Source organism: Tamlana carrageenivorans (genome assembly GCF_002893765.1).
In the GTDB taxonomy this organism is placed as follows: Bacteria; Bacteroidota; Bacteroidia; order Flavobacteriales; family Flavobacteriaceae; genus Pseudotamlana; species Pseudotamlana carrageenivorans.
This window is the reverse complement of the sequence record NZ_CP025938.1, coordinates 506562-522485: the sequence shown is the minus strand read 5'-3', so window position 1 is coordinate 522485 and position 15924 is coordinate 506562. Positions and strand designations below refer to the sequence as shown.

10 protein-coding genes are annotated in these 15924 nt (G+C 36.2%); 6 read left to right on the top strand and 4 right to left on the bottom strand.

The annotated features are described in order from the left end of the window. Positions 1-8: 8 nt before the first annotated feature. The 4 genes from C1A40_RS02250 to C1A40_RS02235 all read right to left on the bottom strand — a co-directional run bounded on the left by C1A40_RS02250 (position 9) and on the right by C1A40_RS02235 (position 3480). A complete protein-coding gene (locus tag C1A40_RS02250) occupies positions 9-1055 on the bottom strand; it encodes an HAD family hydrolase (protein ID WP_102994474.1) in 1047 nt (348 codons plus the stop codon). Positions 1056-1259: 204 nt separating this feature from the next. Beyond that, a complete protein-coding gene (locus C1A40_RS02245) occupies positions 1260-1940 on the bottom strand; it encodes a hypothetical protein (RefSeq protein WP_102994473.1) in 681 nt (226 codons plus the stop codon). 21 nt (positions 1941-1961) lie between these two features. After that, entirely contained in the window at positions 1962-2699 is a 738-nt protein-coding gene (locus C1A40_RS02240; protein WP_102994472.1) for a porin family protein, read from the bottom strand. A gap of 70 nt (positions 2700-2769) precedes the next feature. Then, positions 2770-3480, bottom strand: a complete 711-nt coding sequence (locus tag C1A40_RS02235) for a DUF3575 domain-containing protein (RefSeq protein WP_277871389.1) — start codon at positions 3478-3480, stop codon at positions 2770-2772. A gap of 251 nt (positions 3481-3731) precedes the next feature. On the opposite strand from C1A40_RS02235, the gene C1A40_RS02230 reads away from it, so the two are divergent. From C1A40_RS02230 to C1A40_RS02205, 6 genes are all read left to right on the top strand, one after another. Next, the gene (locus C1A40_RS02230; protein WP_158651243.1) at positions 3732-4328 is read left to right on the top strand and encodes an RNA polymerase sigma factor; all 597 of its coding nucleotides are present in this window, start codon (positions 3732-3734) and stop codon (positions 4326-4328) included. A 154-nt stretch (positions 4329-4482) separates the two neighbouring features. Continuing rightward, on the top strand, positions 4483-5652 hold the full coding sequence (locus C1A40_RS02225) for a FecR family protein (RefSeq protein ID WP_102994469.1): 1170 nt from the start codon (positions 4483-4485) through the stop codon (positions 5650-5652). Positions 5653-5839: 187 nt separating this feature from the next. Then, the gene (locus tag C1A40_RS02220) at positions 5840-9265 is read left to right on the top strand and encodes a TonB-dependent receptor (protein WP_241910470.1); all 3426 of its coding nucleotides are present in this window, start codon (positions 5840-5842) and stop codon (positions 9263-9265) included. A gap of 11 nt (positions 9266-9276) precedes the next feature. Then, positions 9277-10872: a RagB/SusD family nutrient uptake outer membrane protein gene (locus C1A40_RS02215; protein ID WP_102994467.1), complete on the top strand. Its 1596-nt coding sequence runs from the start codon at positions 9277-9279 to the stop codon at positions 10870-10872. 27 nt (positions 10873-10899) lie between these two features. Beyond that, entirely contained in the window at positions 10900-12807 is a 1908-nt protein-coding gene (locus C1A40_RS02210) for a hypothetical protein (RefSeq protein ID WP_102994466.1), read from the top strand. 246 nt (positions 12808-13053) lie between these two features. Then, positions 13054-15921, top strand: coding sequence for a glycoside hydrolase family 31 protein (locus tag C1A40_RS02205; RefSeq protein WP_102994465.1), 2868 nt, complete (start codon positions 13054-13056; stop codon positions 15919-15921). The last annotated feature ends 3 nt before the right edge of the window (positions 15922-15924 follow it).

The following is a 15924-nucleotide window of genomic DNA, read 5'->3' as shown; positions in this document are numbered from 1 at the left end:
GTATATTTTTAGTTGTTTGTCTCAAAAGGGTAAATCACCTTCCAATCGTTTTTCATATCGATAATAGTCCACCCATTTTCTTGGGCATAATCTAAACCTTTATCAAAAGTACCTATATGCGATTCTCTATCGTAAGCCCATTCTCTGTCGGCGTCGGTATGATGCACATATAGTTGAAAAGATTTATAATTACTAGAAGCCGAGTATTGCAGCATTTGTAAATCACCATCGGAATTACCTGCAGCAAAAACAGGTTTTTTACCAATGAATTTATTAATACCAACTGGCTTTCCTGCTTTATCATCTATAAAATCGATTTGAGGTAATCTCTTTATTTGTGCTTTACCGTTTTCAAACGTAAATTCGGTTTTAACACTGCTTCCAATAATTTGATCTTTTGGAATACCATAGGTTTCTTCTGTCCAAGGTCGCATAAATTCAACACCACCACCAGAAACAATATAGGTTTTGAAGTTATTCGCTCTTAAATAATCTAGGAGTTCAAGCATGGGCTTAAAAATGACTTCGTTATACGGTTTATTAAATCGTGGATGCGTTTCATGTGCCAGCCAATCTTTTACAAGGTCTTCAAATTCTTCGGCCGTCATTCCAGAATGTGAAGCCATAACCAGTTCTAAAAGGCCTTTTTCACCAGAAGCCATTAAAGCTTTCATATCGTTTTCTAAAACAGCTTTAAAAGGTTGCTTGTTTTTCCATTCGGGGTGTTCTGGTGCTAAGGCTTTGATGCGATACATAGCGAAAAAAAGTTGGAAATAAACAGGTTGCTCGCTCCAAAGGGTGCCGTCGTTATCGAAAGTAGCGATGCGATCGGAGATTGGAATAAAATTCGGATTTCCACTGGTAGAGACCTCTGTGACATAGGATGTAATGGCTTTTTTTGTAGCATTGTCATGCCACGAAGACAAGGGGTCGGCAATTCCAGTTTCGGGCTCTGGAGCAATAACGATTTCAGAATCTTTTTTAGAATTACAGCTCGAAATTAGCCCAAAGATAAAAGTAAATAATAATATTTGAAGGGCTTTGTTTGTATTCATAATATATATATTAGGTTAATTAATTAGGATGAAGGTACAGAAAATAAGTATTTAAAGGAAGCTTAGTTAAAAAAAAATGGTTTGATATGTAAATGTTTGAGTACAAATTGTGAAAGGTAAATAAGGGCTAATAAAAAACATAAAAAAGTCCTGTGAAAACAAATTCAAAGGACTAGATTTTATTAGTTCAAGATCTGGTTGAAGCTATTTTTTTAAACTCTCCATGATTTTTGGAATTAATTTTTCAGCAGCTTTGTGCGCATCATTAGGATCTCCTAAGCTTGTAGTAACCACGGCTACCAGTTGTTTATCGGCTGGCTCATCTAAATTATAGGCTACTGTTTCTAAAATATAATCGGTGCTTACTGAGGTTGATGTAGAGGTTGGAATATATCCGCCAAATGAGCCGTAATACGACCCGTAGGCGTAAGGTTGCATGTAATAGTCGTAGAAACCTCCGTAGTATCCAGGATATCCGCCATAGCCCATTCCCATATAAATACCGTTTGAAGATTTGGTAACTGTTTGTTTTTTGTCCTTTATAACCGTTAATACTACAGCATTATAGCCTTCGCTATCCATTAAGCTTTTAATAAACGCAATACGCTCTTTACTCATTTCTAATTCTGTGTGTATTTTTGGGGCTTTTGTATAACTTTCGGTGGCTTTAATACCTTCTGTTCTAAGCGCATTAGCGATTTCCATTTCAAAAGCGATACGTCCTTGATTGTTTGCTGTTCTGGAAATAACCAGTACATTTTTAGTTTTAAAAAGATCCACGATAGAACCATCAGCTTTCCACGAATTTACGACTTTGGCTGGTTTACAAGCTTGTACTAAAAATAAAGCAGCAAGGATAAAAGTAAGCGTATTGATTTTTTTCATTAGGGAATAGGTTGTTTTAAATTATTTAGAATAAGATTCAAGGTTTTTTTCTGCCAATTCATCGGTAATAAAGGGCAGGCTAAGGTGTAAAGATATATAATTAGAACGATTATGCGCCGTACTAATTTGGTCTTTTAAAATATCGGTAAATCCATAGTAATATCTCAGGTGAATGTGAAGGCCTTTCCCTTGGTGCGCTTTTCCTAAAATGTATCCGATATCTGCCATCATGCCATAGTCTACATCGCGCGTATAGCCATCGAAATTTTGTGTAAAATCGCCTTCAGCATGCTGAAATTCAGCTCGTGATTTTTGAAGAAATGATACCTGAGGCGCTACACTGAAACGGTATCTTTTATTGTTAGTTTGGTAGGATAAAAATACAGGAACATCGATGTAATTAAGGGTGATTCTTGTAGGGACATCTGAAAAAATAAGATCCAGTTCTGGGTTACCAGAATTTAAAGAATAATGATTTAGAAATAAATTACGCTTAGCGAGGAAGTAGATATTCGGACAAACAAACCAGTTTTCGTTTAATTTAATATTGCCTCCAATACCAAAATTTATGCCCATTTTAGACCGACCATGATCTTCTAGGTTCGAATAGCTCATAAAGGTTCCGCCAACCTCTAGACTTACATTAAAGTTTTCGGTGGCTACTTTGTCTCCAAATAATAGAGCAAATAAAGCTGCTTGGGCTTGTACCGATGTTGTTAGTACAAAAAAAATAAAGCCCAATAAAAAAGTTTTTCTCATAATTTAGTGCTTAATACGTTGGTTTTTTTTGGAAGAAAAAATGAAAGTAATGGTTTGAGGGTTTGCTGTATTAGAAAGTGTAGGTTAAAGATATGCTATATCGAAATGAAGGCAGCCTGAGGTCAGATTTTCGTTTTACATCACTAAACCTGAAGTCGCCATCTAATAAATCGAAAATACTATACTTTTCTAAGGCTTCATTAAAATCATCGTAAAATTCATCAGGAAGATCTTTTTTGTTTTCTATAGAAAAGTTGTAAAACCCAGCACCAGGGCCTGCAATAAGGAAGTCTATGGCAAATCTTTTGTAAATAGGTAGTTTGTAGCCCACCATGAGACCTACAGAAGTCACGCTTATTTTGGCATCAAATTCTACCTTGTATGATGTGCCAGCATCGTTAATATAAGTGCCGTCCAAATCAGAATCAAATCCAGAATATTTAACATAGGCTCCAAAATAAAATCCAATCATACCAGTTTGCCTTATGTTATTAAGGTAGTATCTCCCTTCTGGTATAATTTTAATCCCAGAATAGGTGATATCACTTGTTTTAATTTTTTCTGTGTCTAAGCCTGAAAGATTAACAAGGCCCTGTGTGCCTTTATATCCAAGTCCTAAATTAACCGAAAAATGATCGCCTATTAAGCGTTCATATTTAAACTGGAACGTGCCATTAATGAGGTCGGTTGCAACAAATGCAATTTCATTTGCCTTAACAGGACGACTGGCCTGAGCATTACTTATAAGCGAAAAAGCACCAAGGCATAGAAGGGTAAAAATATATTCATAATGATTGCGATTTAAAAAGCCGAAATTAAAGATACATCATTAATCATGGAATTGTTAAAATTAGTTTAATATTTTTTGTTTTTCGATGTGTTCTAAATTCACTGATTCTCGATCTAAATCAGATTGTTTTAAGTCTATACATTTTATAATCTAAAAGGTTCTCAAGATGATTGAGTTAAATTATAACATGTAGATAATCGATTACAATTATAGGTGTGGTTAAAATTATTTTTTACATTAGCGTGAATAATAACTTGCTGAACTCCAAATTGGAACAAATCGATAATAATAATTTAGAAGCCTTCATTCCTCTTTTAAAAGCAGGGGATAAAGCTGCTTTTAAAGTTATTTTTGAAGCCTATTATAAGCGTTTATATGCATTTGCTTTAAATTATGTGAAGAATACTTATGCTGCTGAAGACATTGTAACTCAAGTTTTATTAAAACTTTGGCAAAAACGACAAAAGATTGATACCATAAAAAATTTAAAATCGTACCTATATACTATGGTTAAAAATGCGGCTATCGATTTTAATAAAAAGGAGAGAAAAATGATACGGCTTGATGTTAAAAAGCACGATACAATTCCGTTAAAAAATCAATTTATTATTGAAGAGGAAACCCATGCTATTTTATTTCAGGCCTTAGAGCGTCTACCAGAAAAATGTAGAAAGGTTTTTGAGATGTCTTGTATAGATGGTGTAAAATATAAAGACATAGCCGAAGAACTTCAAATTAGCATTAATACCGTGAAATCGCAACGCGCTAGAGCCGTAGATTTACTTAAAGCCCAATTAAAAGACTACCCGTTTTTTCAAGTATTATTGGCTACTTGTTAAAAAAATGTAAATTTTTTTTATTTTTTTTCCACCCTAAACCTGTTTTTTATCGTCATATTAATAAAAGATCCTGTGTTATATTGGTTTTTTGATAATTTTTTGATTTCAAAATTATCATGTTAATAATAAGGATTAAGAAAGCATTGATAGGAAAATGGCAGATTATAAACTAACAGAATTTCAAATAGCAGAATTAATTTATAAGTCTGTAAGCAAAACTATCTCGGTTGAGGAACAAGCGGTTTTAGATCAATGGTTAAGTGTTGCATCTAATCTAGAACTTTACAATAAAATTACAGATCGACAAAATATTCAAGATAAGTTTGCAATTTATAAGCATATAGAAACCGAAAAGGCTTATAAAAACATTGAAGCCCGTTTATTTGAAACGGATAATTCATCTAAAGCTTTTAAACTAAAACATTATTTAAGATATGCAGCTATTCTTATAGTGTGTTTGGCTTTTGTATATGCTCTGAAAGATAATTTTTTTACATATAACGACCCGTTTGTAGTGCCAAATGAAAACGTGGTGCTTCAGTTGGAAAATGGCACCGTGAAAATAATTAGAGAGGATGGTTCCACGCAAGTAGTAGATGAAAATGGCCAAGTAGTGGGGAATCAGTCTGGAAATAAAATCGCATATAATAAAGTTAATGATCAAGCGGAAAAACTGGTCTATAATACTTTAAAGGTGCCCTATGGGAAACGTTTTGAGATTGAGTTATCTGATGGTACAAAAGTTTATCTTAACGCTGGAACATCGTTAAAATACCCCGTTCAGTTTATAAAGAATCAAAAGCGTGAAGTTTACCTAACGGGTGAAGCTTTTTTTAGTGTCTCGAAAGATGAAAAGCACCCTTTCTTAGTGCATACCGATGATTTAAATGTACAAGTTTTGGGTACCGAGTTTAATTTTTCAAGTTATCCTGAAGATGATGAAGTTAACGTGGTTTTGGTAGAAGGAGCTGTTAATTTGTTTACAACCAACAACCAGGAATATAGTAAGCGTTTAAGTCCAGGTTTTATGGGAGTATACCAACGTGGTTATTCTGGAGAAATTTCAACAACACCAGTTATTACAGATGTTTATACCTCTTGGATACATGGTGGATTGGTTTTTCGAAACATGACATTTGGTAATATTTTGAAAAAAATGGAACGGCATTTTAATGTGACTATAATCAATAATAATGTTGAATTAACCGATGAAAAATTTAATGCCAGTTTTAGAGATGAGCCTATTGAAAAGATTTTAGAATATTTTAAAATCACATACAACATTGATTACACTATTAAGAAAAATATAATAACGATTAATTAAAAGCAAATTTTGCCTATGACGTAGTTCATTCTGTATATCATACCATTCGGTATAAGACCACAAGCATATCTTTAATCTTCAAGTTAAAATGAAGAACAAAAAAATCGGAAAATGGTGACGCATTTCCCGATTTATAAAAGATGTGATTAAACTAAACTTAATAACCACAATTAAACATTTCAAAAGTATGAAAAAACTTCTTAACAAGAGAAGAAGCTATCATCGTCCACCACTAAATTTCGATTTAAAGATGAAGCTCAGTGCTCTATTTACATTAGTTGTATTTTTTACCTTACAAGCTAATAATTCGTATTCGCAAAAAGCGAAAATATCGTTAAACTTAAATAACGTTACGGTTCATCAAATTATAGATAAAATAGAGAGCTCTACAGAGTTCCGGTTTGTCTATAAAATAAAAGATGTAAATCTAGAACGCACCCTCTCTATTAATGTAGAAAAGGAATCTATAAATAATGTACTAAGCAAAGTATTTCAAAGCACCGATACCGCTTTTCGTATTGTAGATAGGCAAATATTTTTGCTAAAGGAAACGTCTAATGGGACAGAAACCAAGGTTTCCACTGCTTCAGTGGAGTCATTAGGAGTTCAGCAAAATTGGATATTGAAAGGGACAGTTGTCGATAACTATGGCATACCTTTACCAGGTGCTAATATTATTGAAAAAAATACAACTAATGGCACACAAACCGATTTCGATGGGAATTTCACTTTAACTGTTGCTAGCAAAGAAGCGGTTCTGGAAGTGTCCTTCGTAGGATATACCACAGCGAATGTACCTGTAAATGGTCAAGCCGAATTAGATATTGTTCTTACCGAAAATGCTGCTGCTTTAGATGAAGTTGTAGTTGTGGGGTATGGTACTCAAAAAAAGGCCTTAGTAACAGGAGCAAGTGTTCAAGTTGATGGCGATGATTTAACTAAAATGAATACTGCAAATGCCCTTCAAGCGATGCAAGGGCAAACGCCAGGGATGCAAATCACCTCGACTTCAGGCCAGCCAGGAGAAAGTTTAAATGTCGTGATTAGAGGCGTTGGATCTACCTCAGGTAGTAACCCTTTATATGTGGTCGATGGTATTTTAACTGGTGATATTTCGTATTTAAATAACTCCGATATTGAATCTATTTCGGTCCTAAAAGATGCTGCTTCCGCTGCAATTTATGGCTCGCAAGCATCAAATGGAGTGATTTTAGTAACTACTAAAAAAGGAAAACGTGGGTCTGCTCAAATTACTTTCGATCAGTTTTACGGACTCCAATCTTTGGCTAGAAAGGTTGATTTGTTAAACACTAAGGAATATGCGACCATGGTTAATGAAGCAGCCCTAAACTCAGGGAAGAATCCCTATTTTACAAACGACCAGATCGCTAATTTAGGAGATGGAACCGACTGGATAGACGAGATGTTTGTAGATAATGCAGCGACTCAAAATTATTCTATAGGGGTGTCGGGAGGTTCAGAAACTTCAGTGTATTCTTCTTCACTTTCGTATTTCGGACAGGAAGGTATTGTAGGTGGTCGTGATTTATCGAATTATGAACGTTATAATTTCCGATTTAATTCTGAACATAAACTCTTTAATGATGTGGTAACCTTTGGTGAAAATTTAAGTTTTGCTTACATCAAAAAAAATGGTATTGGAGTCGGTGATCAATATAACAACTCTTTAAGAAGTACTTTTAGAGTAAGTCCTCTGCTGCCGATGTATGACAGCAATGGAGATTATTACGACACCAGTAACGATAGTGCGCCATGGTTGTCTGGTAGCGCCAACCCTTATGCCGAAATGCTGTATAATAATCAAAATGAGAGCGATAACCAGAAGCTTCTAGGTAATGTGTACTTGGAAATTGAACCGATTAAAAATTTAACCTTTAGAACCACTTTAGGTTTAGATTATTATGCTGGTGAAGGACATTCTTATAGTCCAACTTATAATTTATCTATTTATTCCTTTAGAGAGCAGGATAATACCTCGCAAAGTATGAATAAAGGGAAGTCTATAACCTGGGATAATTTGTTAACTTACAAATTTGATGTTGCAGAAAATCATCATTTTGAAACGATGGTGGGATCCTCTTCAATTAATTATGATGGGACTTACATCAATGGATCTAATGTAAATAATATTCTAGGCGGATTAAAATACGCTTGGCTAAATAATACAACCAATAGCACGGGAGCCCCTCTAATGAGCGTTGGTGGTGGAAAATCTGAAAACAGAAGAATGTCTTATTTCGGAAGATTTAACTATAATTTTTCAGAGAAGTATTTAATCAATGCGACTTTTAGAGCAGATGGTTCGTCAAATTTTCATCCTGATAATCAATGGGGATACTTTCCTTCGGTTTCCGCCGGTTGGATTGTATCAAACGAAGATTTCTTGAAGGATTCTGGCGGTATAAATTTCTTTAAATTGAGAGGAAGCTGGGGGCAAGTAGGAAACCAAAATATTGATGCTTTTCAATTTTTAGCGCCTATACAAACAGAAACTACTAATTATATTTTCGGAAATGAAGAAGGTGTTTTAACGCCAGGAGCTTACCCTAATAGGTTGCCAAATAAAGATCTGAAATGGGAAACTTCAGAGCAAATAAATGTAGGTTTTGATGCGAGGTTTTTCAATAATGCGTTAAGCGTTAATTTCGATTGGTACAAGAAAGACAACAAAGATTGGTTAATTATAGCACCTATTTATGCAACAGCAGGCGCAGATGCTCCATTTATTAATGGAGGTAACGTAACCAATACAGGCGTTGAATTGGCTTTAAATTTTAATAATAATATTGGAGCTTTTAATTACAATATTTCAGCCAATGCCGCGTACAATGATAATAAAGTAGGTGAAATTCCAACAGCCGATGGTATTATTCACGGCGAAACCAATCAGTTATATGATAATGCACCAGAATTTTATAGAGCCGAAGACGGTTTTCCTTTATGGTATTTCTGGGGGTATGAAACCAATGGTGTTTACCAAACACAACAGGAAGTAACTGATGCAGGAATTCAGCCAAATGCCGTGCCAGGGGATATCATTTATAAGGACTTAAATGGAGATGGTAGAATAAGTATTGAAGATAAAACCATGATTGGAGATCCTAATCCAGATGTAACTTATGGTTTTTCTTTCTATGCAAACTACAAAGCTTTCGACTTTTTATTATCGGCTAACGGTGTGGCTGGAAATCAACTGGTGCAATCTTATAGAAACCCAGGTGCTTTTAATAATTATACTTCAGATATATTAGAACGTTGGACGGGTGAAGGCTCTTCTAATACCATTCCTAGAGTCACCGAGGATGGTAAAAATTTCGCAGATTTTTCAGATTTGTATGTTAAGGATGGCGATTTCTTAAGAATAAATACCTTAACCGTTGGTTTAGATTTAGCGAAATTAAGATCTAGTAAGCCCTTATTTGCTAAAGAATTAAGAGTATACTTCTCAGTATTAAATCTTTACACTTTTACCAAATATGAAGGTATGGATCCTGAAGTAGGATTCGGAACAGATGGTTCGTCATCTGGTGTCGATATTGGATATTACCCAAGGCCAAGAACCATAATGATGGGCTTAAATGTTAAACTTTAAAAACAAAAAAAATGAAAATTAGATATATATACATTTTATGTTTAGGGGTTTTATCTCTAGGCTCTTGCGATATAGAAACCGAGCCCTTAACACAGTTAACCGATACCAATTTTTATACCACCACCGACGATGCTTTTACCGCGTTAGTAGGTTGTTACGACGGTCTCCAAGTCGCAACAGGAGCTTCAGGTGTGGGACTTCCAGTGGCAACCGAGATTTTTTCAGATGATTGCTTTGGTGGTACAGGAAATGCCGATGCCTATAACTATGCGGCTTTAGATGAATTTGATATCACCAGAGCTCCAAGTTTCGTCGATATTTTTAACGATAACTGGGTGGCGTACTATAAAGCCATTTACCGTTGTAATGTGCTGCTTTCAAAAATGGATCAAATTAATTGGGAGGGTAACGATACTTTAAGAATGACTATTGAGTCTGAAACCAAGTTTATTCGTGCTTATGTTTATTTTGAGATGGTACGCCTTTGGGGTAACATTCCGTTATTAACAGAGCCTTCAACAGAAAATATACCACAAGCCGATCCTGCCGATGTGTATCAGGTAATTGCTGAAGATTTACTTTTCGCTTCTAATAACCTCACAACAGGAACTTATAATACGGTTGATGCGGGTCGCGTAACGAAATGGGCAGCTAAATCTCTATTAGCTCGTGTGTTTTTATATTATACAGGATATTACGGTACGTCAGATTTGGTTGGTGTAGTTTCAAAACAGGAGGTCTTAGCGCATTTAGAGGATGTTATCGCATCTAGCGGTCACGGATTAGTTGATGATTTTGCAAGTTTGTGGCCTGTATCGGCGGCAGCGGCAGGAATAAATTATGCAGGAGAAGATAATGAAGAAATCGTATTTTCAATTCGCTATACTTATACTAGTGATTACAACGGAAATACCGATGGGAACCATTGGTTGGTTTTATTCGGAATGCGTGAGTATTCTTATGTGCCTTACGGAAACGGTTGGGGCGTAACTGTAAATTCAAAACTTTGGGATGCCTACAGCGATACCGATATGCGTAAAACTGCTACAGTTATTTCGGTAGATGATGAAGGTGTTCCGTTTGATAAAATTGACAACCAACGCGAGTATACAGGGTATTACAATAAAAAATATACGCCTATGTCTATTTTGGATGAAGACGGCAATCCAATTTCTTCAGTAAATGAGTATGGGGTTACCGATTTTCAAATCAATCAATACCAAGATTATGTAGTGTTAAGGTACGCCGATGTGCTTTTAATGGCGGTCGAATTAGGTAGCTCAAATGCCCAAGCTTATTATGATGAAGTAAGACAACGCGCCTATAAATCGAATTTTGTGAGTAAAACCGTTTCTCAGGACAATATTTTAGAAGAAAGACATCTGGAATTTGCTTTAGAGGGGGTACGTTACTACGATCTTTTACGTCAGGGCGTAAACACGGCAGCTTCAACCATTGCCGAAACAACCACTTTGTTAAGTGGCGGTGTAGCAGAAACGAAAACAATTTCTGCTAGTAATATTCAAGCGACTAGTGGCTTGCAACAAATTCCAAATACACAAATTACATTGTCTGGTGGAGTTTTAAAGCAAAATGCTGGATGGTAATTTTTAACTAAACTAAATTTTTTAAGAATGAAAAATATTAAAAATCTATTGGTATCATTTTTTGTGTTTGGAGTGGCGTTTTTAATGACCTCTTGCGAGCCAGAAAATCATGCTTTGGGAAAAACACTCGATAAATCTGATATCAAATACAGTATTGAACAAGATTTTACAGTCGACCCTGGAGGAAATACGGTTATCATGACCAATGAAACCAAAGGAGTGACTTTAACTTGGGACTACGAAACAGGGCGCTCAAACAAAGCTACAGAAGTGGTTAAGTACGCTTTTAAAGGTGATTATACCATTAAAATTACGGCAGTAACTCCTGGTGGTTTGGTCGAGCTGGATCCAGTTACAATAACAGTTACCGATGATAATTTAAGTTATGTAGATGATCCATTATGGAACTTGCTATCTGGTGGTGTGGGAGAATCTAAAACATGGGTGCTCGATTTAGATGCCAATGGCGTTTCTAAATATTTTAACGGCCCCATGTATTTTTACGGAGTTGATAATGCCTGGTTAGAAAGTGGCGGTCCTTGGGATGGTGGTGATACTGGTTGCTATGGCGACGATTGTTGGAATTGGAGTCCAGATTGGATAGGTAATGAGTGGATTGCTGCTCAAGGCGATTATGGTACCATGACGTTTAGTTTGGATGGTGGGCCATTTTTAACCACCGATCATTTGATGATTCCGAGTTACGGACAAGAATCTGGCACGTATTTCTTGGATGCTGATGCTAAAATATTGACGACATCGGGAGCAACGATTTTACATACCAATGAAAATGATGCTTGTGTAGACAATTGGTATACCATGAAAATATTTTCGATCACCGAAAACACACTTCAACTTGGTGTTTTAAGAAAAGATAGTTGTGATGGTGCTGCAACCCTAGTATTTAATTATATCACCAAAGAATATAGCGATAACTGGGTGCCCGAAGATCTTCCAGATCCTACGCCAGATATCGATCTTGACGGCGGAACAGTAGATGATCTACTCACAACCACGACAACTACATCTAAAACTTGGTACATGAGTCCAGATAGTCCGTTTGATTGGACCGACCTCGACGGAAACTTGTTAAATGGTTGGCAAACTTCAGCCGATTATGAGGCTGCAGGATGGCCAGGATATACCTCGGCCGACGAAGCTACTGTAATCAATAATAAAATTACATTTTCTAACGACGGTACCATTTCAACCATAGATAGTAATGGGGTACAAAGTGATGGAACTTATGTAACCGAGTCTGGAACCAATATCATTACATTTTCAAACATTACTCCTACATTTCCAATAGGAAGTTCTTGGGCTACAGCTACTACGACTTCTTTAAACCAATGGAAAATTGTTAAAACAGCCAAAACAGCGGGTGTTGTAACCGATATATGGTTTGGGAAAAGAGATGAAACTGGAAAGAACGAATACATGGTGTTCCATTTTGTTTTAGATACTGGTGGTGCTGTAACGCCTTCACAACCAACAGGAACTGAGTTGACTTTCGATAATTCTAAGTTTGTGTATGGTGATTTGGAAGGTAATGGTAATCTCAGACTCGAATTCTTTAATGAATTTGGAACTACTTTTTCCGATCCACCACTGAATCCTAACGATGTGGCTATAACCGACCGTATTGAAATTACCTTTACGCTTAGTGGTATCAATTTAGCTAGTGGCGCAGTAGGTAATTACACAGCAGATTACCAATACGCTTCCGCAGGCTGGGCCTTTGGGTATTGGGGTGAAGGCACAAAAAATAGTGGCGACACCAATATTACTGGTGATGGTACTTATACTGTTATACTCACGCCTGGACAGGATGTTTCTGGAGCCGTAGTTTTCGTGATCGATATTTTTGGTTTAGGCGCTGATATTACCGACCTGACAGCAGTTACGGCAACGGTAGACAAGATAGAAATGTTTTAAATCTTATACATTTTGATGGTTTTCCGTTTTGTATTAATCATGAATTCGGAAAATGATTTGAATTTGTTGAGGAGTATTAAGTGCTTAGGGTTTTACTGCGTATTAGTAAAACCCTACACTTAATATTTTCCATTCAGCTGAGGTTTTGTTGACGCTTTCAAAAGAAATCCAAGAAGCCTTATGAAATGATCTGAATAATCAAATTCAAAATGCGTACACAAAAAAATAAATCACATTCAAATAAAAATGATTAAAAATAAATTAATCTTCGGCCTGTTAGGGTTGTTTTTAGCGGCTTGTGCTATCAAAGAAAAGTCTTTTTCAAGTACCGATCGAGGGATTCTAATTCATATTCCCAAAAATGATAGTGCCGATGCTAAAACAATTAGTTTAGAGGTTTTGGGTAACGCCCTCATTCATGTGTCGGCAATACCCGAACAAGCATTTCCAAAAGACAGTAGCTTAATTATAGTAGACCCAAATAATAAAGTAGCTTTTGATGTTGTAGAAATAGGAGATTCCGTAAAGTTATCAACCAAAAAAGTAAACGCCATGGTGTCTCTTATGGATGGCGGTATTCGGTTTAAAGATAAATCGGGAAACCTAATTTTAGCTGAAGCTACAGGTGGCGGCAAACGGTTTAACCCCATTGAAGTAGAAGGTACGGAGGGCTATACCGTACGTCAAATTTTTGACTCCCCATCCGATGAGGCCTTTTATGGTTTAGGTCAACACCAAGCCGATGAGTTTAATTACAAAGGCAAAAGCGAAGAGTTGTTTCAGTATAACACCAAGGTTTCTGTACCGTTTATTGTTTCTAATAAAAATTATGGTTTGCTTTGGGATAGTTATGCGCTAAGCAGATTTGGTGATAGCCGTCCGTATGTACAGCTCAATGAGTTGTTCACTTTATATGATAAAAACGGCAATAAAGGTCAACTTACAGGTACTTATACGTCAAAAGAAAAAGGTGTAGAAACTTTGATTAGAGATGAGAAATCTATCTTTTTTGAAGATGTTAAAAGCATAAAAAACTTACCTCAAAATTTCCCATTAAAACAATCAAATGTCACTTATGAAGGGGCTATTGAAGCTTCCGAAACAGGCGAATTCAGCTTTACCTTATATTATGCAGGCTATGTAAAAGTATTTATAAATAATGAATTGGTAGTTTCAGAACGTTGGAGAACAGCGTGGAATCCAAATAGCTATAAATTCAAACTAAATTTAGAAGCAGGAAAATCCGTGCCCTTACGCATTGAATGGCAGCCAGACGGAGGAAGTTCATATTGTGGTTTACGTGCCAGAGCGCCTCAGCTAAAAGAAGAAAAGGATAATCAAGTTTGGTGGAGCGAAATGAACAAAAGCTTAAATTATTATTTTGTTTATGGCGAAACCATGGACGATATCATTAAAGGCTATCGAACACTTACGGGTAAATCGCAAATTATGCCTAAATGGGCCATGGGCTACTGGCAAAGTCGTGAGCGCTATAAAACCCAAGACGAAATTTTAGGAGTTTTAAAAGAATTTAGAGCGCGGGAAATACCTATTGATAATATTGTATTGGATTGGAATCATTGGGAAGAAGACCAGTGGGGAAGTCATGAGTTTGAAAAAAGTCGTTTTCCAGACCCAAAAGCTATGGTCGATTCTATTCATGCCATGCATGGTAAAATGATGATTTCAGTATGGCCGAAATTTTATAAAAATACCGAGCATTTTAAGGAGTTTGATAATAAAGGTTGGATGTATCAACAGGCCATTAAAGATAGTATTCGGGATTGGGTAGGGCCAGGGTATATAGGTTCATTTTATGATGCTTATTCCGCAGGGGCTAGAAAATTGTTTTGGAATCAAATTTACGAGCATTATTATCCTTTAGGTATTGATGCCTGGTGGATGGATGCGAGTGAACCTAATGTTTTGGATTGTACCGATATGGATTATAGAAAATCGTTACAAGGCCCTACAGCATTGGGACCTTCAACCCAATATTTTAACACCTATGCCCTCATGAATGCCGAAGCCATTTATGAAGGACAACGTAGTGTAGCGCCCAATAAACGCGTGTTTTTATTAACCCGTTCAGGTTTTGCAGGATTGCAGCGTTATTCCACAGCGACGTGGAGTGGTGATATTGCCACGCGCTGGGAAGATATGAAAGCTCAAATTTCGGCAGGACTAAATTTTGCTGTTAGTGGTATTCCATATTGGACTATGGATATTGGTGGTTTTTGTGTTGAAGATCGCTATGTAGCTGGTCAAACGATTTATAATAAGACAGGGAAGGAAAATGCCGACTACAAAGAATGGCGAGAACTTAATACCCGTTGGTACCAATTTGGTGCATTTGCTCCCTTGTTTAGAGCACATGGGCAATACCCTTTTCGTGAAGTTTGGAATATTGCACCCAAAGAGCACCCTGCTTACCAATCCATTACTTATTACACCAATTTGCGCTACAGGTTAATGCCGTACATTTATACACTAGCTGGCAAAACTTATTTCGACGATTATACGATAATGCGTCCTTTAGTCATGGATTTTAGTACAGATAAAACGGCAGAAAATATAGGCGATCAATTCATGTTTGGACCAGCATTTATGGTGGCTCCTGTGTATGAATACGAAGCTCGGAACAGAGCTGTTTATTTTCCTTCAGAAACCCAATGGTACGACTTCTATTCAGGTGAATCTATTAATGGAGGACAAACCTTAAATATTGATGCGCCATATGAGCGAATACCTTTATTTATTAAAGCTGGATCCATTATTCCAGTAGGACCAAAAATTCAGTATACCGATGAGAAAAAAGCTGAGAATATAACACTATATGTATATGGAGGCCAAAATGGAACTTTTAATTTATATGAAGATGAAGGCGGAAATTACAATTACGAAAAAGGCGATTATGCGCTTATTCCATTTCGTTATAATGATGAAGGTGTATTAACTATAGGAAATCGTCAAGGCGAATTTAAAGGTATGCTTAAAGAACGCACTTTTAACATCGTTTTTGTAGATCAAAAGAATCCAAAGCCTTTTGATTTTGAATCCGAAGGGCTAACCGTAACCTATGATGGTACAGAACAGACGATTTCTTTAAAATAAAGA